At 41.3% G+C, this 23,432-nt stretch carries 26 protein-coding genes and 1 riboswitch; of the genes, 16 read left to right on the top strand and 10 right to left on the bottom strand.

Annotation, left to right across the window (positions count from 1 at the left end; all coding sequences use genetic code 11):
- The first annotated feature begins 3 nt into the window (after positions 1–3).
- The 4 genes from P4S59_RS07250 (at position 4) to P4S59_RS07235 (ending at position 4,837) form a co-directional block, all read left to right on the top strand.
- On the top strand, positions 4–639 hold the full coding sequence (locus P4S59_RS07250) for a tetratricopeptide repeat protein (RefSeq protein WP_114322392.1): 636 nt from the start codon (positions 4–6) through the stop codon (positions 637–639).
- Positions 640–642: 3 nt separating this feature from the next.
- Positions 643–1,299, top strand: coding sequence for a response regulator (locus tag P4S59_RS07245; RefSeq protein WP_337168156.1), 657 nt, complete (start codon positions 643–645; stop codon positions 1,297–1,299).
- Positions 1,289–2,701: a sensor histidine kinase gene (locus P4S59_RS07240; RefSeq protein WP_337168155.1), complete on the top strand. Its 1,413-nt coding sequence runs from the start codon at positions 1,289–1,291 to the stop codon at positions 2,699–2,701. The genes P4S59_RS07245 and P4S59_RS07240 overlap by 11 nt, the downstream gene beginning before the upstream one ends.
- 186 nt (positions 2,702–2,887) lie before the next feature.
- Positions 2,888–4,837 (top strand): LTA synthase family protein, encoded by a 1,950-nt coding sequence (locus P4S59_RS07235; RefSeq protein WP_337168154.1) that lies wholly within the window; start codon positions 2,888–2,890, stop codon positions 4,835–4,837.
- Positions 4,838–4,951: 114 nt separating this feature from the next.
- Here the strand turns inward: P4S59_RS07235 and P4S59_RS07230 are convergent, their stop codons facing one another.
- Positions 4,952–6,208 carry an MFS transporter permease gene (locus P4S59_RS07230; RefSeq protein ID WP_337168153.1) on the bottom strand — a complete coding sequence of 419 codons (1,257 nt, stop codon included), beginning with the start codon at positions 6,206–6,208 and terminating at the stop codon, positions 4,952–4,954.
- A gap of 219 nt (positions 6,209–6,427) precedes the next feature.
- Between P4S59_RS07230 and P4S59_RS07225 the strand changes: the two genes are divergently transcribed.
- Positions 6,428–6,793, top strand: a complete 366-nt coding sequence (locus P4S59_RS07225; protein ID WP_053807339.1) for a VOC family protein — start codon at positions 6,428–6,430, stop codon at positions 6,791–6,793.
- Positions 6,794–6,893: 100 nt separating this feature from the next.
- Positions 6,894–7,277 carry a hypothetical protein gene (locus P4S59_RS07220; protein WP_337168152.1) on the top strand — a complete coding sequence of 128 codons (384 nt, stop codon included), beginning with the start codon at positions 6,894–6,896 and terminating at the stop codon, positions 7,275–7,277.
- A 91-nt stretch (positions 7,278–7,368) separates the two neighbouring features.
- Here the strand turns inward: P4S59_RS07220 and P4S59_RS07215 are convergent, their stop codons facing one another.
- Both P4S59_RS07215 and P4S59_RS07210 read right to left on the bottom strand, forming a co-directional pair.
- Positions 7,369–8,103, bottom strand: a complete 735-nt coding sequence (locus P4S59_RS07215) for a hypothetical protein (protein WP_046874891.1) — start codon at positions 8,101–8,103, stop codon at positions 7,369–7,371.
- A 31-nt stretch (positions 8,104–8,134) separates the two neighbouring features.
- The gene (locus P4S59_RS07210) at positions 8,135–8,293 is read right to left on the bottom strand and encodes a hypothetical protein (protein ID WP_005377784.1); all 159 of its coding nucleotides are present in this window, start codon (positions 8,291–8,293) and stop codon (positions 8,135–8,137) included.
- Positions 8,294–8,823: 530 nt separating this feature from the next.
- Positions 8,824–8,923, top strand: a riboswitch (glycine riboswitch).
- A 122-nt stretch (positions 8,924–9,045) separates the two neighbouring features.
- Between P4S59_RS07210 and P4S59_RS07205 the strand changes: the two genes are divergently transcribed.
- A complete protein-coding gene (locus P4S59_RS07205; protein WP_337168151.1) occupies positions 9,046–10,422 on the top strand; it encodes an alanine/glycine:cation symporter family protein in 1,377 nt (458 codons plus the stop codon).
- Positions 10,423–10,541: 119 nt separating this feature from the next.
- Here P4S59_RS07205 and P4S59_RS07200 read toward each other — a convergent pair whose 3' ends face one another.
- Together P4S59_RS07200 and P4S59_RS07195 are read right to left on the bottom strand one after the other, a co-directional pair.
- The gene (locus tag P4S59_RS07200; protein ID WP_046874890.1) at positions 10,542–11,108 is read right to left on the bottom strand and encodes a hypothetical protein; all 567 of its coding nucleotides are present in this window, start codon (positions 11,106–11,108) and stop codon (positions 10,542–10,544) included.
- A complete protein-coding gene (locus tag P4S59_RS07195) occupies positions 11,108–11,743 on the bottom strand; it encodes a LysE family translocator (RefSeq protein WP_005393419.1) in 636 nt (211 codons plus the stop codon). The genes P4S59_RS07200 and P4S59_RS07195 overlap by 1 nt, the downstream gene beginning before the upstream one ends.
- A 222-nt stretch (positions 11,744–11,965) precedes the next feature.
- On the opposite strand from P4S59_RS07195, the gene P4S59_RS07190 reads away from it, so the two are divergent.
- Positions 11,966–13,498: a carboxypeptidase M32 gene (locus P4S59_RS07190; RefSeq protein WP_337168150.1), complete on the top strand. Its 1,533-nt coding sequence runs from the start codon at positions 11,966–11,968 to the stop codon at positions 13,496–13,498.
- Between the two features lie 108 nt (positions 13,499–13,606).
- Here P4S59_RS07190 and P4S59_RS07185 read toward each other — a convergent pair whose 3' ends face one another.
- Positions 13,607–14,491, bottom strand: coding sequence for a hypothetical protein (locus P4S59_RS07185; RefSeq protein WP_337168149.1), 885 nt, complete (start codon positions 14,489–14,491; stop codon positions 13,607–13,609).
- A 144-nt stretch (positions 14,492–14,635) separates the two neighbouring features.
- On the opposite strand from P4S59_RS07185, the gene P4S59_RS07180 reads away from it, so the two are divergent.
- The 6 genes from P4S59_RS07180 to P4S59_RS07155 all read left to right on the top strand — a co-directional run bounded on the left by P4S59_RS07180 (position 14,636) and on the right by P4S59_RS07155 (position 17,205).
- Complete coding sequence (locus tag P4S59_RS07180) at positions 14,636–15,190, top strand: hypothetical protein (protein WP_078231218.1); 555 nt, start codon at positions 14,636–14,638, stop codon at positions 15,188–15,190.
- 182 nt (positions 15,191–15,372) lie between these two features.
- Entirely contained in the window at positions 15,373–15,558 is a 186-nt protein-coding gene (locus tag P4S59_RS07175; RefSeq protein ID WP_053316696.1) for a hypothetical protein, read from the top strand.
- Positions 15,548–16,018 carry a hypothetical protein gene (locus P4S59_RS07170; protein ID WP_053316697.1) on the top strand — a complete coding sequence of 157 codons (471 nt, stop codon included), beginning with the start codon at positions 15,548–15,550 and terminating at the stop codon, positions 16,016–16,018. Before P4S59_RS07175 ends, P4S59_RS07170 begins: the two co-directional genes overlap by 11 nt.
- Before the next feature lie 2 nt (positions 16,019–16,020).
- Positions 16,021–16,389 (top strand): hypothetical protein, encoded by a 369-nt coding sequence (locus tag P4S59_RS07165; protein WP_053316698.1) that lies wholly within the window; start codon positions 16,021–16,023, stop codon positions 16,387–16,389.
- Positions 16,390–16,391: 2 nt separating this feature from the next.
- The gene (locus P4S59_RS07160) at positions 16,392–17,018 is read left to right on the top strand and encodes a hypothetical protein (protein WP_222766325.1); all 627 of its coding nucleotides are present in this window, start codon (positions 16,392–16,394) and stop codon (positions 17,016–17,018) included.
- On the top strand, positions 17,005–17,205 hold the full coding sequence (locus tag P4S59_RS07155; RefSeq protein WP_139051854.1) for a hypothetical protein: 201 nt from the start codon (positions 17,005–17,007) through the stop codon (positions 17,203–17,205). The genes P4S59_RS07160 and P4S59_RS07155 overlap by 14 nt, the downstream gene beginning before the upstream one ends.
- A gap of 114 nt (positions 17,206–17,319) precedes the next feature.
- Here P4S59_RS07155 and P4S59_RS07150 read toward each other — a convergent pair whose 3' ends face one another.
- The 4 genes from P4S59_RS07150 to P4S59_RS07135 are packed head-to-tail and all read right to left on the bottom strand — an operon-like array spanning position 17,320 to position 20,938.
- Positions 17,320–18,504 carry a hypothetical protein gene (locus P4S59_RS07150; RefSeq protein ID WP_337168148.1) on the bottom strand — a complete coding sequence of 395 codons (1,185 nt, stop codon included), beginning with the start codon at positions 18,502–18,504 and terminating at the stop codon, positions 17,320–17,322.
- Between the two features lie 2 nt (positions 18,505–18,506).
- Positions 18,507–19,253 carry an AAA family ATPase gene (locus tag P4S59_RS07145; RefSeq protein WP_337168147.1) on the bottom strand — a complete coding sequence of 249 codons (747 nt, stop codon included), beginning with the start codon at positions 19,251–19,253 and terminating at the stop codon, positions 18,507–18,509.
- On the bottom strand, positions 19,246–19,755 hold the full coding sequence (locus P4S59_RS07140) for a hypothetical protein (protein ID WP_222766326.1): 510 nt from the start codon (positions 19,753–19,755) through the stop codon (positions 19,246–19,248). The genes P4S59_RS07145 and P4S59_RS07140 overlap by 8 nt, the downstream gene beginning before the upstream one ends.
- Positions 19,745–20,938 carry an ABC-three component system protein gene (locus P4S59_RS07135; RefSeq protein ID WP_337168146.1) on the bottom strand — a complete coding sequence of 398 codons (1,194 nt, stop codon included), beginning with the start codon at positions 20,936–20,938 and terminating at the stop codon, positions 19,745–19,747. Before P4S59_RS07135 ends, P4S59_RS07140 begins: the two co-directional genes overlap by 11 nt.
- A 200-nt stretch (positions 20,939–21,138) precedes the next feature.
- Here P4S59_RS07135 and istA point away from each other — a divergent pair, with 200 nt between their 5' ends.
- Both istA and istB read left to right on the top strand, forming a co-directional pair.
- The gene (istA, locus tag P4S59_RS07130; protein WP_337167981.1) at positions 21,139–22,671 is read left to right on the top strand and encodes an IS21 family transposase; all 1,533 of its coding nucleotides are present in this window, start codon (positions 21,139–21,141) and stop codon (positions 22,669–22,671) included.
- 10 nt (positions 22,672–22,681) lie between these two features.
- Entirely contained in the window at positions 22,682–23,422 is a 741-nt protein-coding gene (gene istB, locus P4S59_RS07125) for an IS21-like element ISVch3 family helper ATPase IstB (protein ID WP_238131037.1), read from the top strand.
- Positions 23,423–23,432: the final 10 nt, after the last annotated feature.

The raw sequence follows: 23,432 nt of genomic DNA, 5'->3' as shown, positions 1-23,432 counted from the left end.
ACGATGAATACCAAACAACTACTTTGCGCTTTGACGATTTGTTCAACGTTAGCTTCGACCGCTGCGTTGGCAGGTAATGCTCCACTGCAACAGGTTCAAAAGAAATGGGCGGAATGTCAGTACAGCACGCCTGACGGTGACGAAAAGGAACAATGCTTCCATCGCGCGATTGCCAAAACCAGTATTTATCTCGACAGAGAGCCCGGCAATCCCGAACTCACTGTTTGGCTGGCAATCAATAAAGCATCGCTGGCTGGTGCTCAAGGTGGCTTGGGTGCACTATCACTCGCCAAAGAAGCCAAATCTTTACTCGAAGGGGTAATTGCAACGTCACCGCAAACGCTTGATGGCTCTGCATACACCAGTTTGGGTTCTCTGTATTACAAAGTTCCGGGGTGGCCAATTGGCTTTGGTGATGACGATAAAGCCGAAGAAATGTTGAAAAAAGCGTTAGAGATCAATCCAAAAGGCATCGATCCGAACTATTTTTATGGAGACTTCCTTGCAGAAGAAGGTCGAGACAAGGAAGCGAAAGTGTATTTGACTCGCGCAATTCAGGCGTCACCTCGCCCTGACCGACCTTTAGCTGATAAAGGTCGAAAGCTGGAAATTGAAGCGACTCTTGGGAGATTGAAATAAACCATGCGCTTATTACTCGTAGAAGATGACAAACTACTCGGTCAATCCATGGTGACTTCATTAAGTCGCCATGGGTACACCGTGGATTGGGTGGAAAAAGGGTCTGGCGTGACTAGCGCACTCAAAACAGAAGCGTTCACTGCCGTAATTTTGGATCTCACTCTCCCCGATATCGATGGATTGGAAATTCTGCGTAAGATTCGCAAAGGCGGATTTAAGCTCCCCGTGATGATACTTACCGCCCGAGACGACATTCGAGATCGCGTTCAAGGCCTTGATGGCGGCGCAGATGATTACCTCGGAAAACCGTTTGCACTCGAAGAGTTGCTCGCTCGCTTACGTGTCTTGATTCGCCGTCAATCCGGTAGTGCAGAAGAAATCATTCAAGTTGGACAGTTGTCTTTATCCTTATCGGAACAAAGCATTCGCTACGATGACGCGCCGCTTAAACTCACACGCAATGAATTTAAAATCCTCACCAGCTTGATGACGAACGCCGGACGCGTGCAAAGTAAGGAGCAATTGCAACAATCACTGCACGGCTGGGATGAAGGTTCAAGCGACAACGCTATCGAAGTTCATATTCACAATTTGCGTAAAAAAGCGCCCAAAGTGGTCATTAAAAATATTCGCGGTGTGGGGTACATTCTTGAAAGATAAGAAATCGTACTCGATCAAACGTCAGTTAACTCTATCAGTAGGCGTGTTGGTAAGTGTTCTCTTACTCATCTCACTTTATTTCAGCTTCCAATCTGCGAAGCACGAAGTCGAAGAAGTTTATGACGCTAGGCTTGGACAATCCGCAAAATTAATGTTGCTGACGCTCTCAATTTCAACGGAAGAGAGGACTCTCGCTAACCATCGAGAATTATTTAATGAGTGGATGGAAAACATTGAGTCAATGTCAAAGTCTGACGATGACAATGTCACAACATTCGGCCACCCTTATGAACAAAACTTGGTTTTTCAATTCTATCGAGACAACACACTGCTCTGGAGCTCTGATCAAACCTTGCACGCACTCTCTACGTCCTTTGGTAATAACGGCTACGCTGATATTGTAAAAGACGGTACACGATGGCGTACATTTCAGATTTCACTGCCACAAACAAAACATGATAATGAATACGTCGTGGTTGCAGAAAAATACAAGATACGTAAAGAGATCATCCACGAAATTGCCCTATCCACATCAATAGAACAATTGCTGATACTACCAACTTTGTTGCTTTTGCTGTTTTGGCTGATCGATAAACATTTCCGACCGATTAACGACCTGCGCTCCGCCATCACACAAAGAAACGTACACCGATTAGATCACATTCATGTAAAAGACAACACCGTTGAACTCGCACCACTTGTCGATTCGCTCAACTCTCTCCTCTCTGAACTAGAGTTAGCCTGGCAAAGAGAGAAACGCTTTACACGTGCTGCAGCGCATGAACTAAAAACCCCACTAACAATCCTTCGTCTTAACGTAGAAAATGCACTTGAAAGTAATGATCCGGAGCAACTGAGAGGAGATTTACACAACATTCTGCAAGGCATTGAACGCACTGACCGCCTTATCCATCAGCTACTGACTTTAGCTAAAGTAGATAGCTTATCAGAACGTGTATTCGACACCGTTGAGCTAACCCCTTTGTTGCAAACCGTTGTTGCTGATTTGGCACCGTTAGCATTGAAGCATAAGCAAGACATCAGTTTATCATCTTCCAACATCGCTATATCCGGTGATCGAATGTTGTTAGAGGTGTTATTTCGTAACCTCGTCGATAATGCGATTCGTTACTCCGGCGAGCACAGTGACATAAAAGTCAGCGTCACAGAGAACAATAATACAATCAAAGTCTTAATTTCCGATACTGGTCCAAAAATCCCGAAAGAAACTCGTGAAAGAATCTTCGAACAGTTTTATCGGGGTCATTCCGAACATGGCGACGGGGCGGGTTTAGGGATGTCAATTTGCAAAGACATTACAGCACTACACCGTGCAACACTGGAGCTCATTCCCAGAGAAAATAGTAGGAATACGTTTGTCGTCACTTTCCCAAAGTGCTAACAAAAGCGATACAGACCATAACCTGTTTAATTTATGTTCCAGCCCAACATGAGCTTCATTCCACACTTACATAGACATACCAACACTTACACTACTCGACCATAAACCCACATTATAATTCACGTTTATTTCACGCTTGCTTTGTTAAAAACAACACAACATAACAATTAAACTATTCGAATAAATATGAAAAACTTATCTAAGGGCTCTGTGTGGGGGCCTTTGCAGCCAATTGCTGCTTTTTCTTTGTTTTCACTTATATTTTTGTCTATCTCACGCGTTTTGCTCGCCTTTTGGCAACTTGATCGAATTGACTCTTTCAACGACTTAATTTATATCCTAGGCCAAGGCTTACGCGTAGACATTGCAACACTGTGCTGGCTATTCATCCTCCCTGCACTACTTTCAGCCCTAATGCCATTAAACGGCAAGATTGGGCAATGCTGGAAATGGATATTGCGCATATGGATGGTTGTAGGGCTTTGGATTCTCGTGTACATGGAACTGGCAACGGCACCATTCATTCAAGAATATGACCTACGCCCAAACCGTCTGTTTGTGGAATACCTTATCTATCCGAAAGAGGTCATGGGCATGCTTTGGACTGGCTATAAGCTAGAGCTGTTTATTGGCGCGTTAGGCACGGCATTAACTCTAGTTTTGGGTTGGAAGTGGAGCAAAAAACTGACCGACAATGCACAGCAGATCAACTGGAAGTGGCGCCCACTATTAGCCATTTTTGTTGTGCTTCTTGGTGTTGCAGGCGCACGCTCGTCTTTAGGCCACCGCCCACTAAACCCAGCCATGGTGGCGTTTTCTAACGATCCACTGCTTAACGACTTAGCACTAAACTCATCTTACTCACTGCTGTTTGCTGTCAACAGCATGAAGTCAGAAAAAAGCGCAGAGCAGTTCTACGGCAAGATGGATAATCAAAAGATGTTGGATCTCGTTCGCGCTTCGTCAAAAAAGTCCGACTTTGATCCAACATTGCTTCCAACCATGAACAGTAACCCTGCGACCTACCATGGTAAACGTAAGAACTTAGTGATCTTGCTACAAGAGAGCTTAGGAGCGCAATTTGTGGGTTCTTTGGGTGGTCTGCCTCTTACGCCAAACCTAGATGAACTCATGGCTGAAGGTTGGCAGTTCACGCAAATGTACGCAACGGGTACTCGTTCTGTTCGTGGTATCGAAGCTGTAACCACGGGTTTTCCACCATCCCCTTCTCGCGCAGTGGTGAAACTAAGCAAAAGCCAAACAGGCTTCTTTACCATCGCAGACTTACTCAAAGCACAAGGCTATCACACGCAATTTATTTATGGCGGTGAAGCAAACTTCGATAACATGAAAACCTTCTTCTACGGTAATGGTTTTGATCAAATCGTCGAAGAAGATAATTACAATAACCCAAGCTTTGTTGGCTCTTGGGGGGTCAGTGATGAAGACTTATACAACAAAGCAGACGAAGAGTTTGAACGTCTTTCAAAAATCGACAAACCTTTTTTCAGCTTAGTTTTTACGTCAAGCAATCACAGCCCTTATGAGTATCCGAAAGGTAAAATTGAGCCATACGATTCCGAACACATGACGCGTAATAACGCGGTAAAATATTCAGATTACGCTTTGGGTACGTTCTTTGACAAAGCGAAAAACTCATCCTACTGGGATGATACTATTTTCATTGTCATTGCAGACCACGATGCCCGCGTGTCTGGCGCTAACTTGGTTCCAGTTAAACACTTCCACATTCCTGCATTGATCATTGGTAAAGACATTCAACCACGTAAAGATGACCGTATCGCAAACAACATAGATATGCCGCCTACGCTGTTGTCTCTTATTGGCGTAGACGCCAAAACGCCGATGATTGGTCGTGACTTAACGAAACCACTGGCTCGCGAAGATGAACGCGCAATGATGCAATACGACAAAAACTTTGGTTATTTAACGCGTGACAACCTAGTTGTGCTTTCTCCTGGTGAAAAAGTATCGACCCTGGCGTACGACTTTGAAAGCCAAACCATGAAACCGCTAGAAGTCGATGAATCCGTTATTGAACGCGCAAAAGCAAACGCCTTATTTGCATCTAAGGCGTATCAAAACAACTGGTACGCTTCGAAACGTACCAACTAATATCCGCTGATTCAGTTAAAAGGGAGCCAACTGGCTCCTTTTCTTTATTCTGTAAGACTCTTCACTCTTAGAGTACATGGAGGAACGCACACTTTGTATCTAGAAAATCATAGTTCATATGTAGAGAATGAACTTTTCAGGATTGTGTTCGATGACTAAGGCCAACACGTAAACAACGAGGCTTGTTGATATCAAGCCAAACAGAAAACTGACCCGAAATACCATCGTTGTTATCGTGATAAAACCATAGGCAAATACACCACTATTAATCATAGCGTACAAATTATCCAGACCAAAACTTGGTAAAGGTGCGCTAATAAATAGGAGTGAAAACATCATAATATTTGAAAATTTTTTAACCCAACTTGGTTTTTGTAGATAAAAACCCGAAATAGAAAAGGACAACAACAGCAATGGCACTAACCCATAATAAGTAAATTTGTAATATGCCGTAATCCAATCTGAACTCTGGTTTAAGAATAGTATTATGCAAGTAACAATGGTCGATGATAACGCTAAAGAAAAACACTTTGTTCCTTTGTAAGGTTTGTCCTCAAAGTTAAATAACCTAAAAATTCCCACTGCAATACCAAGAACAACCCATGAAAATGTCACTAGCTGTAAAAATGCGATCTCTTCGCGGATGGCAAAAAAGCCAAAGTAAATAGCATGATAAAAAGACCAAACCATACCAATTGGTAAACCCAAGGAGAGTTTTTCTAGGAGAATTTCTGACTGCTCTTCGTAATGAATAGTCCACCATACTAGTGCGACATAAGCGAGCAACACACCAAAAATGACAACATATTGCGCTTCTGAGATACTGATAATCATTGGAACTAAGGCTAGGGTTAAGCCAATGATAACAAATAGAATCTGGTAACAAATCGCGGGTAATGTGCAAATAAGTCGCCAAAATACCCTACCGATATCTTGAAGAAGTTCGTAGGTTTGAGCGATAAAATAAGCAACAGCAGCGATAAGAAGCAACACTCCACATAGTTTCATCAAGTTAACTAAGTTAAATAGTTTCACCCAGTCACTGCTTTCTTCGGCTTGCTTCAGTTCTTTTTGAGCGTCATAAATGTGAGCGAGTTTCAATAAGGCATTTTTTCTGTCTTCATTTTCGAGAAAGTGTCCAAACTCTTGGTTTGCTTCACTCTCCGTTATCACTCCATTTTTGTAAAGAAGATAGATAGTTGAAAGGCTCACTCTTTCTATTTCTGTAAGATCACGAATTTTTTCTTTATTATTGATTTCATTGATAGTTAAAATTTGACTTTCTTTCTTTTCTATATTTTTTGCTGAAATACTTAATGAACATGTAACACAAAAAATAATAATTAACAGTGAACTAATCGTTTTACACATATGAACGGGATTGCTTTTGACAAGGAAATGTCGAGAAGATAAATGGAATCAAATACAAAGCAAACGATATGTTCATATGCTCGATCCTGAGCCAATAAAATTGAAAGTGATACTTCTCACTATTTCAAACAAGGTACTTTAACTTGGTCTACTGACAAAGCCTGTCTTACCCTTCCGTTAGATTCAACCTCATACTTCTAGTAAATTGAGAAACAGACCATGCTAACTATCAATTCATTCGTCCTCTATGTTGAGGACATCCACGTAAGCCAAGCTTTTTACTCGAAACTGTTTGATTATGAGGTCACGTTTTTGTCTCCAACATTTGCTTCTATGCCACTCGCAAATGGCTTAAAACTGACACTCAAGCAAAGTGATGTTCTTTCCCCTTCCAGCGACATCAAAGGTGGTGGCACCGAGTTATCATTTGCAGTGCGCAACCGCCATACGTTAGAGCACGTTTACAATAGTTGGAAAAACATGGGCGTTGAGTTTGCTCAACCACCAATGACTTCGGTGTATGGCTTAAATTTTGTGGCTACCGATCCAGATAAACATCGCATTCGCGTTTTTATTAGTGAATAAAAATGCGTTAAAAATGCTTTTTACCCATTCCCAATGTGACTTCAATAAATTAGACTCAAGGAAACATCAAAAGCTGCGTAGTATATAAGAAGGAATGCCCATGAGCTCAAGTATGATCCTTAGCGAATCTCTAATCGAGAGTGGAAGAGATATCCCCCTCAAAGAACTGCTTTATGCAAAGCGCGTGCTGGATAACTACATGGCGGTAGCAAAAGAAAGCAGCCCACTTGAGCTGTTGACAGAGATGAAATCGGCAGCAAAGCAAGTGGAATACTTTACCACTACGAGTAACCCGTGTGAGGCTCGTAATGTCATCAGTCAGATGATTGATAAAATCGACACCGCGGAATCTTTTGAGTCGTTCAAGGCTTTAGCAGGCAAGCCCTCACTAGCTCTCAATGAACTGATTGAAGATCGCGCCCAACTGATTAAACATGAGCGAGAATTGCTGCTTGCTTCAGGCTATTACGCCTCGCGTATCTAAGAATAAACGCTAGCTCCCGAGTTTAAAGCTAGCAACGAAAAAGGAGCTCTTAAAGAGCTCCTTTTACTTTCCAAAATCAGGTATAAAAGATCTAGAGGCCGATATCTTCAGTTATTGCTTTGATTTGCTTGAGATCCATTTTATAAACTTCAATCATTTGATCGACCTGACTTAGTCGTGAATTGGCTTCATCGTGTTTATCACACGCGTCCGATTTCACGTCCCAAGATTTACCTTCCAAAAACACATCACACTCTTTTTTGAGTTTCTCGATCTTAGGCAATAGTTTCGCCCTTTCTTTCTCTAGAGACTCCAATTCTTGCGAAATTTTCAGCTCTTTTTGAAACACCTCGCGCGATCGTTCAAAGATAGTCGCTTGCATATCCGCTTGACGACTCAGCTTCTCATTTTCTGATTTTGTCGTATTGATCTTATCTGCCTGTTGTTTCAATTGAGACTCTAGCGACAGGTTAACTTTCTCGACCTCAGTCAATTGCTTTTGTAACTTCTTAAGCGCTTTCTCGTGCGCTTCATCTTTCGCTGCGAGCAGTTCAGTGACTTTATCTTGTATTTCTTGGTCGAGCGCTTCTTCGCGCACTTTTACTTGAGACACCAACTGCGTTTTATCTTGCGTCAACGCTTGGTATTTTTCTTCTAGCACATGATAAGTCGATTCCCACTTGTTCGCAGTGACAATCGAACCAACAAGGCCACCAAATGCCAAGCCTAATACCGCAGCAATCGCGATATAGATATGAGTACGTTTGTCACGCTCTTCAATGACAACAACGTCGTCTTGTTCTTCCATCTTGTTCTGAGAACTCACCGTATACTACTCCAAGGACTCTTTTACTTTGCTAGCGGATCAATTCCGCAAACATAATCGATGCTGTATAAATCAGAAAGGCGCCAATTAATGTTATAACGGTCGCTTTTTGGACTTTTTCATTGGTTCGATAACGAAACAGCACAAATGCTACTGCAATCAACACCGCAATGGCTAATAATCTGGTCATACCGCCTCCTTGTCCACTTATGAAAAACTGCCTAGGTCCATAGACGGTTTCACAAAGATTTATTGTAACTCATTTATACGCCCCATAAGGTCAACTTAGCGTAGATTTTAAAATAAGTGCTTCGATTTTAATCAAATTTGTGTTCTCAATTGAATAACTTATGCCGTAATAATCGAAACACATTTATCGTTCTGAAGTGTGTTCTTGGTTCTATTCCCTAGCCCAATAAGTTTTGTTTTTTGCAGTTACTCACACAAAAAACTTGGGTAAACATAGCTTCGTGAAAATAAGTGGGATTATTTCGTTGAAAATAAATTGACATAGGGTGTTGAAATGGACCAAAAACATGATAGAGTTCACACGTTAATGATGACCAGCATCATTAACTAACCTTTACTCATTTGATTGAGTAATTGTTCCGATGAAGACTGCAGGAGAGTGGTTATTAATCAAATTTTAACATTTGATTAGCATAACTCGCCGAAGAATTAACTATTTCAGGTGCTACCTAGGTAGCGGGGACTGTAGTTGGAGGAACCTCTGGAGAGAACCGTTAAATCGGTCGCCGAAGGAGCAAGTCTTGCACTCACGCAAGGTGAAACTCTCAGGCAAAAGGACAGAGGAGTGGAAAGTTACAACCTAACTATTTTGCTTGGCCTTCCCGCCTACAACCAATAGCTTAGTTCTTTTAGAGATCGTTGATCTCGTCCTTTCCCTCTTCTCCTTATTAGTTGTTTTATTAAGGGGAAATCATGAACGACCTACAATCTTTACTACAAACCATCGATAATTTTGTCTGGGGTCCACCACTGCTTATTTTGCTAGTGGGTACCGGTGTTTACTTCACTTTTAGCCTCGGCTTGATCCAGTTTAAACATCTCCCAGCAGCGCTAGCGATGGTATTCAGTAAAGATAAGTCATCTGATAAACAAGGTGACGTTTCTAGCTTTGCAGCACTTTGTACTGCGCTCTCAGCAACGATTGGTACTGGTAACATTGTTGGTGTTGCCACCGCGATCAAACTTGGTGGACCAGGTGCCCTATTCTGGATGTGGCTCGCCGCCCTTTTCGGAATGGCGACTAAATACGCCGAATGTTTGTTAGCGGTTAAATACCGAAGAGTCGATGATAAAGGCCAAATGATTGGTGGTCCGATGTACTATCTGCAATACGGTGTTGGCTCAAAAGCCCTCGCGATCATGTTTGCAGTGTTTGCTTTGGGTGTTGCTTGTTTTGGTATTGGTACGTTTCCACAAGTAAACGCGATTCTGGATGCAAGTGAGATATCTCTCGGTGTTGACCGTGAGCTCTCTGCCTTTGTACTGACTCTTTTGGTTGCTTTCGTGACTTTGGGTGGCATCAAATCCATTGCTAACGTTGCAGGAAAAGTGGTTCCTACTATGGCTGTATTTTATGTGTTGGCATGTCTAAGCGTGATCATCATAAATGCAGACCAATTGGTCAACGCCGTTGAATTAGTGTTGGTCTCAGCATTTACATCAACAGCAGCGACTGGCGGTTTCTTAGGTGCAAGTATCATGCTGGCAATCCAATCAGGTATAGCTCGTGGCGTATTCTCAAACGAATCTGGTTTGGGTAGCGCGCCTATGGCAGCAGCGGCAGCGAAAACAGACTCTTGTGTGAAACAAGGCCTGATTTCAATGACAGGTACCTTCTTTGATACCATCATTATTTGTACCATGACGGGCCTAGCGTTGATCCTTACTGGCGCATGGCAAAGCGACTTTTCTGGTGCAGCAATGACGACTCATGCCTTTGCGGTAGGTTTGAATGCGGATACATTTGGCCCAATGCTGGTGTCAATTGGTTTGATGTTTTTTGCATTCACAACCATTCTTGGATGGAACTACTACGGTGAGCGTTGCGTTGTGTTCCTCTTTGGTACAAAAGCGGTGCTTCCTTATAAGCTGATTTTCGTTGGTTTGGTGGCATCAGGCGCGTTCCTCCATCTAGACATGATTTGGCTACTCGCCGATATCGTAAATGGTCTGATGGCGATTCCTAACCTAATCGGTTTGATCGCACTGCGTCACGTCGTACTGGCAGAAACCAAGCTGTTCTTTAGCTCAGCATCGCAATCTGATGAAATTGAAGCAGTAAAAGCTTAGTGACATGACAAGTGTTCAGTAATGAACCGTCAATCGCTGAAAGTAAAGTAAATTGGAAATGGTAAAAACATAAAGCCCGCTGGTATTCAGCGGGCTTTATTTTATCTTAAGTTAAGCGGTTAATCTCTCAACCATTGATGCTCAACCTTTTCTCCACGTTCTTGAAAAAACTTCGCATTTTTTTGCTTGAATTGATCCGACTTCAGCTCTGATAGCGGCCAGTCTGAAAACGCCTCTGTTACGAACGAATCTCCAACCCCAACTTCAATCGATTCAAGATGCTTCCCGATGTAGCGATAAAAGTAGCTCTGCCCCAGTGCATCACAAACCATCGGCACATGTCTCATGCGTTGATGGTTGACGGATACTGAAGCCCAAGTTGTCGTTTTAGGTTCGCAGCTTTGCTCTTTTACAACATCAACTTCAAATTTATTGTCCATTGTTGTCGAGACAAAAACGACAATACCGTCATTCATATACACACGTCGAAGTAATAGCTGTTTCGTGTCTTGAGTTCGCGTCTGTTGTATTCCATTGGAAAATGGCTCGAAATAGCCCCAGTGCCAAGACCAGGTCATGCCACGTTGCGCAAACTGTACCTGTGGCCATGTCTGCCAAACAATGGCACCAACCACGCCAGTAATAAACACAACGAGTAATATCAAAATGTGGTAAATATTGCGCATTACACGGGCTTTTCAATCAATAACTTTACGCCAAGTGCGACTAAGACAGCGCCCGTCGCCCCTTCCATCCACTTCATAAAGCTTGCATTCTTTAACAGGCTCTTAGCTGAGTTAAGTGCGCCAGCCAAACCACACTGCCAAACCATCGCAATAATAAAGTGCACGGATGCCATCATCATTGATTGAAGCAAAGGAGAACCTTCTGGATTCACAAACTGTGGCAAGAACGCCAAGTAGAAAACTGCCGTTTTTGGGTTCAAGACGTTAGAAAGAAAGCCCTCTCTAAAAGAGCGTTTGCCATTAAACACTTCATGAACCTGCTCAGTCACTGACAAACCATTCTTCGACGACATCAGGGCTTTTAAACTGCTCAGACCAAGCCAAATAAGATAAGCTGCACCAATCATTTTTACGATTTGGAACAACTCTGCAGATTGCGCCAGAATGGCCGAAATACCAACCGCTGAAAAGAAAGCATGCACAAATAAGCCAAAGCAAATCCCTAAACTGGTTGTACATCCGTCTTTTAAACCCGCGCGACTGGTATTACGGATAACAAGGGCCGTATCTAAACCCGGCGTTAGCGTTAAAATAGTGATGGCAATAATAAATGCCTCAAAATTCAAGATATCCATATTATCGTGATAATTAATTGTTAATCCGTCATCAATACCGTCAATCCACGAGATTCGCAAGCTTCTTTTTAAGAGAGCTATACAACTGAGTGAATTTATGGACAATGAGTGAAGATTAATTGTTAATTATTAGTAAATTAACGCAGGTTGTTTCGTGCAACTCGACGTAAAGGACCCGTTATCGGGTGTTTAGGGAAAGAACAAAAGAATAAGAGTAGTCACATGAAAGCATTTACAAAACTCATTGAACATTCCAAAAAAGTGGCAAACTTTGAGCACCTCTCTGCCATCATAGGTTGGGACCAAGCAGCGGTCATGCCATCTGGTGGCGCTGAAGCGCGCTCCAATGCTATGGCAGAACTTGATGTACACATCCACTCATTGATGACTCAGCCACACTTGGGCGAGCTTTTCGCTCAGGCAGAAGAAGAGACGCTATCTGCAAGTGAAAAGTCCATCCTACGAGAAATGAAACGTGAATGGCAACAAGCTAACTTGCTACCAGAATCATTAGTTCAAGCTCAATCTCTTGCTGGCTCCAAATGTGAACATGCATGGCGTACGCAACGCGGAGAAAATGACTGGTCTGGCTTTGAAAAGAACTGGGCAGAAGTCGTCAAACTATCGCAAGAAGAAGCGCAAATTAGAGCCGAAGCAAACGGCACAACGCCTTACGATGCCATGCTTGATATTTATGAACCAGGCACAACGTCTGCATCGTTAGACACGCTTTTTGCTGACGTAAAAACGTGGCTACCTTCCTTGATAGACGAAGCGCTTGAAAAACAGCAATCAGACAACATCTTATTGCCAACTGCGTACTACCCTGCGGAAAAACAAAAAGCGCTGGGACTGGAAGTCATGAAGCTACTTCAATTCGATTTTGAACACGGCCGGCTTGATGAAAGTGTCCACCCATTTTGTGGCGGTGTGCCAACAGATGTGCGTATTACAACACGTTATGATGAAAGCGAGTTTGTCCAATCATTGATGGGGATCGTCCACGAAACTGGCCATGCCAGATACGAGCAAGGGCTACCAAAAGATTTGGCAGGAACACCAGCTGGTCAAGCCCGCTCTATGGGAATTCATGAGTCACAGTCGCTCTTCTTTGAAATGCAAATAGGACGAAACAACGCATTTATCGACCACCTTGCTCACATGGCTTCCAAGCATTTTTCTGGGGATGAATTTGAAAAAGACAATCTAGCCAAAATCTACACTCGAGTAGAGAAAGGCTTTATTCGCGTAGATGCGGACGAATTAACATACCCTGCCCACGTTATTCTTCGATACGAAATTGAACGTGATCTTATTAACGGTGCCATCAAGCATACAGACGTACCAGAGCTCTGGAACGAAAAAATGAAAGCGTATTTGGGACTCTCAACGGAAGGAAATTTCAAAAACGGTTGTATGCAGGACATTCATTGGACGGAGAGCAAATGTACAGTGCATAACTACAGAGATGGATGCTTACAAGACATTCACTGGACTCAAGGTGCATTCGGTTACTTCCCGAGTTATACACTAGGTGCAATGTACGCGGCTCAGTTCATGGCAGCTATGAAGAAAACGGTAGATGTGGACGGCGCTATACGCTCAGGTGACTTGTCACCGATCTTTAATTGGTTGTCAGAGAAGATCTGGAGCAAGGGCAGCTTATTAACTACCGACGAGCTAGTAGAACAAGCAACTGGTGAGACACTGAACGCCAACTACTTTAAAGAACACTTACGCAGTCGTTATCTTTAAACTGAGCGAGGCTGTCAATACTCATTGACAGCCTTCATTTGAAGTATGCTTTAACTCAATCTCTATTGTCATAAAGATTATCTAACAAGTAATTATACTTTTCAGGTACTAAAGCCAACTCCCCCACCCTAAGTCGTTAAAGCATAAGCCAATTCCATTCTCTTCAACTTTACCATAAAGCAAAACATATCGGTCTTTCGAGTCATCACCAATACCATGTTCATTTTGAAGCCAGTGAGGTGTTTTGATGCAAAAATCAATGACTTTTGGTGACTTCTCAAGATATGTCATTCGTATGTTATTGTCTCTAGGTGGGTTGCCATGATGTGTAGAAGACTTGACCTTACCGAAATACAACTTTGGCTTATCATCTTCTTCTTCAACGTCTCGTACGTCATTCAATAAAGAAGTTAAAGCAATGGCATGTTGATACCCTGGAATGAAGTAGTAGCGATAATAGTTTTTGTCAAAGTTGTAGCAAATCCCTCTTAAAGTCGTAATCTTGCTTGGCACTTTAAAGCTTTCACCTGCATGTTGACCAAGTGGCACTTCTGCTTCTGGACCTTCAACATCTTCTACTTGATATTCGTCGAAAGGACGAGCATTAGCGGGAATACGTTGTTCAGGCTTATCTTTTAAAAAACCATTCACAATAACAAGCTCTTCGTTATCAATAGCTTGCTTAACAACTTCTACAGATGAGTACTTTTTACCCTCAGCGCGTTGCGAACGCAACATACATGGCACACCACTGTATGTAGGAAGATGCCTGAAGTGAGCTTCCATATTAGCTACGTTGTGCTCTCTGTCATGTGGTACTCGATTTAAGTTAGTGAAACACATCGGGCAGAACAAAGCACCTTTCATTTCCTTCGTATATTCAAGCGGTTGAATTCTTTCAGCATCTTTCAATAAAGTTGCTCTTGAACCACCTTCATATTGCCAGCCATCTAGATATAGCGCATGAGCAATCCTTCTGTGTAACTGTTCCATCTTAACTCCTCAGAACAAATAACCAATAAATTCCACACGAGCCTAGTTAAAGCAAATACTTTAATTTTTTTGCGCAACAAATTGTCTATAGCGTCTCATTTTGGGTTGACTGAGTTACATAAATATCTCGAAACGGGAGAAACTATGAAACCAACAGCAAACACATTAACATTCAACGAATACCTAGCGGAATCGCGTGCATTAGACTCCGCTCGTAAATGGTTGAGAAAGAGCACGAAGAAAACAGGAAAGGTAGTCAACAGGAAGCTTAAACAACTGCTCGACCGTACTCTATCTAGTCTTTTTGAACCGAGCGAGGCGGTTAAATTGGGTCGCCAGATTGATAACTACACCTCTAGTCTTGTTGCGTCGTTTGAAGAACAACAAAGACTAGCTATTGAGGCCATCGACAACCCAGAGCCAGTTAACGCCAAGCGATTAAAGACACTTTCTATTGAAACACGACAACTGGCGAATCAATTTCTAAGAGTTGTTGATGATTATCTACGTTCAAGTACTAAAGGCGGCAAACTAACTCGTAGCGGAAAAATTGACCTAAAGTACGATAAAGCCATTCGAAACTTAGAAGAAATCGAAAGACTCTGTGACCACACTTCAAAAGCGGCGGCATTTCTAGCAATAGACAACAAAGAAGCAGCAAACAAACAGCTACAACCAATGATCAAAGCCAAACTTTAATCCCTTCTAAGCCCTCACGTCGTGGGCTTTTTTGTGCTCAAAAACCTGTTCAAAAACTCGTATAAATACTTGTATGAAATGAGAAATGCATCTTCTCATTGCACCAGTTCAATTCCTGCTAGTTTGCTGTGCTAGTTGGTGCGAAAGGCAGCAATTCTAAAATTTACAAATGAGGCAATAACATGAAGAAAGGCGGCAGACCAGAACGGTTTGATGAGATAGCCAGTGCCGAACTGGCAATATTGTCTTGTCTCGGTATCAAATCGATAGGCACTCTAGCTCGTGAGAACGGCTGTTCACGAAACACCGTGACCAAATACGTTAATCGATTTAAAGCACGTTTAGGAGTACTTGGATATGCAGATTAATCTCAACCACGTTCAACGTGACACTTCAAATCGTTGGCTTGCTAGTGCTGTTCTTGATGCCATTCAATATCAAGCACCAGAAGCGTTCCAAGCTTCTTGTCGTGTTGCTGGTGGACTGAATACTTGGTTAGACGAAGAAGATCTTGAAATACTCTTATCTGCTCATTCAAATGAACTAGAGCAAGTTCAAAGACAAGCCAAGTATGAACAACTCAAGAAAAACAAAGAACAGTCTCAAGTACTCTACGCCTACGACAAAGCAAGCGACGATCTTAAGTTCGCTGTTGGTAGAACGACGTTAGACCGCGAGCAAATGACGTTTACTAACTCTCAGTTTAAGAACTGGGTTCAACGTCAACTAGAACGTAAAGACATTACGGTGTCACAACGAGAAGATCTATTAGCTGCCAACTACTGGCTAGCGAAAGCAAAGACAATAATCATTAAAAACGGGATTTAAGCATGTACTTCCAAGAATTAAAAAAAGCAGCTTCAGCGTTGGACAGTGGTTTTCTTTACAGCGTTGTTAGTCGATTAGCGAGACTTGAACAACAGTCACCTAACGCTGTTATGACATATCAAGCAGAATTTGAAGCCGCATTGAAAGACAAATCAATTGAATACTTTGCAACAGTTGAACCACGACTAGGTACTAAAGGTTCAATGGACAAACTACACGACGATATCAAGTACTTGCTTCATGGAAAGCACTTTGACCAGTTTATGCGCGAGTGTCGACACTACTCTAGTATGCCTAAACCAGTAGTTAAAACAGATAGTCACGCTTTCCGTGAATGGCTTAGAATCAATCAACGTAACTTAATAGTGTAAAGATGAAAGTATCTAAAGAACAACAACGAATTAAAGAACTCGAAGCCGCTTTATATGCTGCTGAATTGAAACTAGAACGCTTAGAAGAAGCGGAAGAACAGACTATCACAACATCGGGAATCACTGTTAAACCAGTTGAATTGCAGAGCTTTCGACAATTTAACCGCGCTATTGATGACTCGATTGCAAGTAGTCAGTATTTGAGTACTGGTCAAACAGACGCACTAGCTGAATTAAGATGGATGGTTATTCATTGTCGTACACCACAACAAGTACTTGATTATGACAAGCAGTTAATGAGAACAAAATCCGCTAGTTGTTCAGCAACAACTATTGGTCAATTGGCACGTGACTGCTCGATTAAATCAGTGCTTGGTTCTGCCATTACTAAACAACTTGCTGTGTTTAATGCGCTATTCGAGTTAGACCGCATCCAAGCATCTGGTGAAATGGATATTCAAAACTTCTTAGAAGACTTAGAACTTGCCGACGCCAGTTCGATTCTTGCTAATTCAAACGCGAAATTGTCAGACTTGATTGCTTTACGTAAAGCACGCGTGAACGGCTCGTTTGAACAAATTGAAAGCGTGATTAACACTATTTTAGATGGGGAAGATGATGAACAATAAAGAACGATTAGAACTGGAACGACTTGATATTAAAGTCGACATCCGCCGCCACAATGCAATGGCTGATATTCTTCTAGAGCTGGACGATAACACCATGTTGAAGTCAGCAGTAAGTAAACGAAAGAAGAAAGTTCTAGAACTAGAGAAAGAACGCCAAGCCATTGAAATGGCGTTGAAACTACTATAAGCGAGCTATCAGCTCGCTTTTTACATTAGATCAGGTGTAGATTATCCGTGCGGAAAATTAATTTTATCATACGAATGAAAAGTCTTATCTTATCTTATCTTATCTTATCTTATACTAATCTAAATAATCATTAATCAAACCATAATCAAATTCAGGCTTACTCTTGCTGAACCTTTTTGATACATGAAATATATCTTTTCGCTCGCGAGCAGTTACTGCTAAATCATTATCAACAACAATAATTTGATAGTTTCTACCTTCTTTATTGGCATATTCAGCAATAGATAATAGTTGTTCATATACTCTTTCATAAACCTTTTGATCTGATGACACATCATCATTACTCACATCTTGACTACGATAGCGACCAATATTATTCCCCGGGGTATCTATCATCATAAAGGTTGGAAAGTTTGAATTATTTTTCAATGAATATAATAACTTTGATAAATAGATACCTAAAGAAGTTATTGTTCTAACTCCACCAGATGTAAGTTCAGTAAAAAACTTATTCCTAACTAAATAATCCAGTCTATCATCGACCATTGATGACTCAACATTATTTAACAAGCTATTAGACATGTACATATTAAATTCTTGACTTAGTCTACCAACAACCGTCTCGCTGTCTTCTGAATTTTCCTTAGCATTGATTAGGTCAACATTTAATCTTCTCATTACCTTTTCAATATTATTCATTTCTACAGAGATAATATCTAGCCTATTGACTATAGACCTATCTCTAGCAAGAATTTTTTTATTTGATAGTAAATCAACTTTCTGCTTCTCAAGGAGAGATATTGACTCTACAATTTCTGAAACTTCTTTTGCATATTTAGTATCAAATGAATATTGTATTTCTTCAATTCCATGTCGTGCTTGTTCTATTTTTTTAGCGTTAGAATCGATATTTTCTCTAACTTCATCTATTAGAGAATTTAAGCTCCTAATTTTCCTATCTAGCGATTTTTTCTCTGAGCTTAAAATACTAACTGGTATTCTTGATTTTTCTACTTCTCTATTTTGGGGGATATTGCATAGAGGACACTTAATTTCTGTAGAATGAATAGAATGAAAGGTAGATTCAACCTTTATTGACGTTGAGATAGATCGACGTTCTTCAAGGTACGAATTCCTTAACTTTAGATAACTAGCCAAATCTGTATTGTAATCTTTGTTTTTTCTCTGAGATTCCTCAATTAAATTACTGTATTTCTGAAGTCTACACTCAATTTCTTTTGTCATACCAGACGCTTTTTTATAGTCTTCTTTTAATAAAGACACTTGACTATCTAGCATTTTTACAGCGTCATTATTTTCTTCTTCTTTTTTTCAAAGTCGATAGAAAAGTCGAAGTTAACCCTATTCAAAAACTTAGTTATTTCATTATATTCCCGTTTTTTCTCATTTAGTTTTTCTTGTTGCTTTGCTATTGCAGCTTCGATCTCAGAGATATTTTGATTATGAATGTTAAACAAAAACTTCATTATCTCTTTATGCTTAACATATCTATACCTTTCATTCATGTTAAGCAATGAATCTGATGCTATATCTTTTTGCTTAAGATATAAAAACTTCAGTAAATCTTTAAAACCAACTCTATGCATCGTTGAATCAGTTTTACTTGGTGAGATTTTAACTTTAGTAATAGGTAATCCTAATAGATCCATTATAAAGAAAGATATATAACCATCTGGCGCATCACCATTTAAATCAGGAGACAATATTATTGGAGCAATATCTGGATTTACAACCCCTCGATACCCCTTAATATATTGTTTACTGTTAAATAGCTCGCGTTCAAATATATATGTATCATCATTTATTTCGACAGTAAGCCTTGCAGACCTTGCACTTTCTTCAAGTTCATCATAACTATCAAGGCTTGATGCCCCTAAGCAATATGAAATCAAGCTCAATATACTACTTTTACCGCAATCAAGGTCACCCCATATTATATTAATACCAGAATCAAACTCTATCTCGTAATTTTTTCTAGTCCCTAGGACAGTCAATTTTCTTACAATCAAACTAGGTGAATTATTCATACGAAGCCTCAACTAAAGATGAAAACAACTCTTTTTCAGACTTGCTAACGCAAAATTTCAATCGTTTTATATTTTCTTTCCACGCAAGAATAAGAGAGTCGCATTCATTTATATCAATATAATTTTCAACAGACAGTAAGCTATAGTTTTCATCTATATTAAACTTAAGAATACCTAGATTACAGAGCTGTATAACATAGTCTTTAACCAATTGACCCTGTATTGATTCTCTTATACTGTCTCTATTTTTATAGGAAAAACCTTCATCTATATTCTTAAAACTAGTATCTATAGATTTGTTATATTTAAGTAGTATGCTCTCTACTATACTTTCGCTCACTATAGCTGCATTAAAAAAACAGAGCTTTTCCATCGTCAGTACTAAGCGACCATTTCTATTTGATTGCAACTCTCTTACAATTAAATAGATCCTTGTCATATTTACTGTAGGTTCACTCAATACGTCTAAATATGGCATATGATTAGCATCATCAAACTCCATTATGAGCCTCTGAAATGTCCTTATTGCACCAAACAACTTCTTGATCGACCATGTTAGCTAATTGATGAAGCATGCCTATCTTCTCTAAGAAAGATACGCTTTCAATAGCAGACTCTAAAATTGTAGAGTCTTTGTCTTTTATTTCGCTATGTACTTTATAAACCAACTCAGAACTATCTATTTTATTTTCATCATAAAGATAGAATTCATTCTGATATATGAACTTTATCTTGTCATACAATTCGTTTAATCTGTCAACACTTCTCTTATTTAATCGACAAGCTATCTCAGCTTTAAAATATGATTCTTTCGACGATTTAATCAAGCTAGCATTAACATCAGCAATAATTAATTTTATTACAAACAATTCTTTTTCATAACTTTTAAGCTTGTCTATTTTGCTATCTTTAAAATCCTTTTCGATCACAATCCCAGATAGTCTCTCTTTGACAAAATCTCTTATTAAGATAAATGATGTGCTATTTTTACTAGCTGGTTTACATATGCTGGTATGATCTTCATCGTTGACTTTAAATACATCTGCTTCATCAGCACTGTTTGGAACAGCACAATGCGGCAAGACCACTTCATCATCTAAAGAAACTAAGTACCTCGACTTGGGTAAATAACTTTTGTTTTTACTCCATTCCTTCTCAAGGTTCATTGTTTGCTCATTAAGGGGTTGGAGTTCAGTAATATGCTTATTTTTGCTAAATGAAAGAAACAAGGCCTGTAGGGAACCATGGTGGGGGGTAGCAAGGGAAATATATGATTTGATATTGTCCACTGTCCCACTCTTGAGTTGAGACAGTATCAAACTTTTTGCAACTAACCCTCCCATGCTATGGCCTATTAGGATAATCTCTCGATGATCATCAAACCTAGCTCTCAATTCCGATTCCAGACCACTAGCCAACTGACCTATCGTTTTATTTTTACGTACTTTTTTACTCTTTGACAGTATTTCTAGAGACCCAAAAATTGGTAGCTTACTTAACAAGCCAAATGAATGCTTAGATACGAAGCCATTCATGAATTCAGTAATCTTACTGAAGTAGTTGTACTCAAAAAAATCACAGTACTCAGCAATTACAGCATCATCTTCGCGCAAAAGCTCTTGTAATGACTTACCATCATCATTCACCCAAGTATCTGCGTATTTCGGAGCATTCCGAACAGCCATTTCGGTATGACCCGAACACCTATTTCGGTTTAATCCGAACGTACATTCCGCGATTATCCGAACACTTTTAAGCGAACTCCGAAATCAGCGTTCGGAATAGCGAAAACCGCGTTCGGAATGCCCGAAATCCTTCCTTTTTCTCTTTTAAATCAATAGCTCGCTATTCTTTACTTCTTAAACAAGAACGTAAGGAAGCGACAATGGCTAAAAAGAGAACTCCAATGAACAAAATCAAAGAGATATTACGCCTTAAGTACGAGTGTGGGTTGTCCTACCGTAGTATTGCTAGTTGTCTCAATGTCAGCCTTGCAACAGTCTCAGAGCTTGTCGCTCGCTTTAAGCAAAGTCAGATAGGCTGGCCTCTCCCAGAAGGTTGCAGTGATACGGACCTTACCAAAGCCCTATATCATTCGAAGCAAGCCAGTCGAGACAAGGTTATGCCAGACTTCGCTCAGTACGCTGTCGAACTCAAACGTAAAGGCATGACAAAGATGTTATTGTGGCAGGAGTACCATGAGCAATATCAAGAGCAAGCTTACGCTTACACTCAGTTCTGCGAGCACTTCACTCGTTGGTTCAAAACCCAAAAGCGCAGTATGCGTCAGCTCCATGTTGCAGGTGATAAGCTGTTTATCGATTACTGTGGGCCTCGGCTTCAAGTGGTCAACCCTGATACAGGTGAAGTGCGCGAAGCAGAAGTGTTCGTAGCAAGCTTAGGCGCGTCCAACTACACCTATGTGGAAGCCTTCCCCAGCCAAGGGAAGTCTTACTGGTTAGAGGCGCATGCCAATGCCTTCGAGCACTTCGGTGGCGTCCCCCATCTCTTGGTTCCCGATAATCTACGCAGCGCGGTCAGCAAACCTAACCGTTATGAACCGAGGCTTAATGAAAGCTATCAAAAACTGGCAAATCATTATCAAACTGCCGTGATGCCAGCTCGCCCCTACAAACCGAAAGACAAAGCCAAAGCAGAAAATGCCGTCCTCCTAGTGGAACGTTGGATCATGATGCGACTTCGCCATCAAACCTTCCATACCTTTAAAGAGCTGAACCTCGCCATCCGTGAGCTTATGAATGACTTAAACGAACGTGAGATGAAGCAGTATGGTGCGAGCCGCAAAGCACTGTTCGACAAACTCGATAAACCCGCGTTAAAGCCCCTTCCTAAACAGCGATATCTCTATACCGAAACCAAGCGAGCCAAAGTTGGGCCTGATTATCACATCGAATATCGCCGTCACTACTACTCGGTTCCCCATCAACTGGTTGGCCACCATGTCGAGCTGGAAGCCTCCAACCGTCTGGTGCAGATCTACCACCAAGGTAACTTGATCGCTCAACATCCACGCAGCCAAAGGGAACGTGGAAACAGCACTCAACCAGAGCACATGCCGAGTAACCATCAACATCAAAAGTGGTCGCCTGGACGCTTGCTCAACTGGGGAGCCAATATCGGCCCAGCCACCCGAGAAGTCGTCAATAAGATGCTGAACGCCAAACCTCATCCAGAGCAGGCCTATCGTTCCTGTCTTGGGCTGCTCAATCTGAGTAAAACCTATGGCGAGTCGCGCCTAGAACAAGCCTGTAAAGATGCATTGATGCTGACAAAACCCAATTACACCTTCGTCAACAATCTACTCAAGAACAATCGTGAGGGGCACCTGAGTAAAGATAAAGCGAATACGCCGAACCTTGTTCACAGCAATGTTCGTGGCCCGAACTGTTATCACTAGGAGAAAGGATATGAACGCACTGAATGACCAACTCAAAACCCTGCGCTTAAGTCATGCGGCGAAAGCGTTAGAGCAGCAACAAGAGCAACTGACCACCTACGCAGAGCTGGACTTCGAGGAGAGGTTAAGCCTACTTCTGGAAAGTGAAATCTTGAATCGCAATCAAACCAAAATCCAACGCCTGAAACGACAAGCCAAGCTGAGAGTGGATGCTCAGCCGAGCCAACTTATTTACAAGGAGGGACGAAACCTCAACCGCAAGCAGATGAGCGAACTGCTAACGGGTGGCTATCTGCACAAGCACCAGAACATCTTGATCACAGGCCCAACAGGCGCAGGTAAAACGTATCTTGGTTGCGCACTGGCAACCAGCGCCTGCGACCAACAGCAAACGGTCAGATACTACCGATTAACTCGCTTGCTCGATGACCTGACCGCAGGTCGTCTGGATGGTAGTTATCAAAAACAACTTCAGTCGCTGGCTAAGAAAGGCTTACTACTCCTCGACGACTGGGGGATGGAAAAACTGACTCAAGAGCATGCTGGTCACTTGTTAGAAGTACTTGAAGATCGTTACCAAAACAGCAGCACAATCGTCATCAGCCAGTTACCAGTAAAAGAATGGTACAACATGATCGGCAACGCCACTGTCGCTGACGCTCTAATGGATCGTCTAGTTCACAATAGTCATCGAATAGAACTGGGAGGAGAATCAATGAGAAAACTGGCGCAATCCGAACACTTAGAGTAAAAATAGGGAA

Source organism: Vibrio sp. M60_M70 (assembly GCF_037162085.1).
Taxonomy (GTDB): Bacteria; Pseudomonadota; Gammaproteobacteria; order Enterobacterales; family Vibrionaceae; genus Vibrio; species Vibrio diabolicus.
Note: the sequence above shows the minus strand (reverse complement) of the source record. Positions and strands in the feature narration are given on the sequence as shown.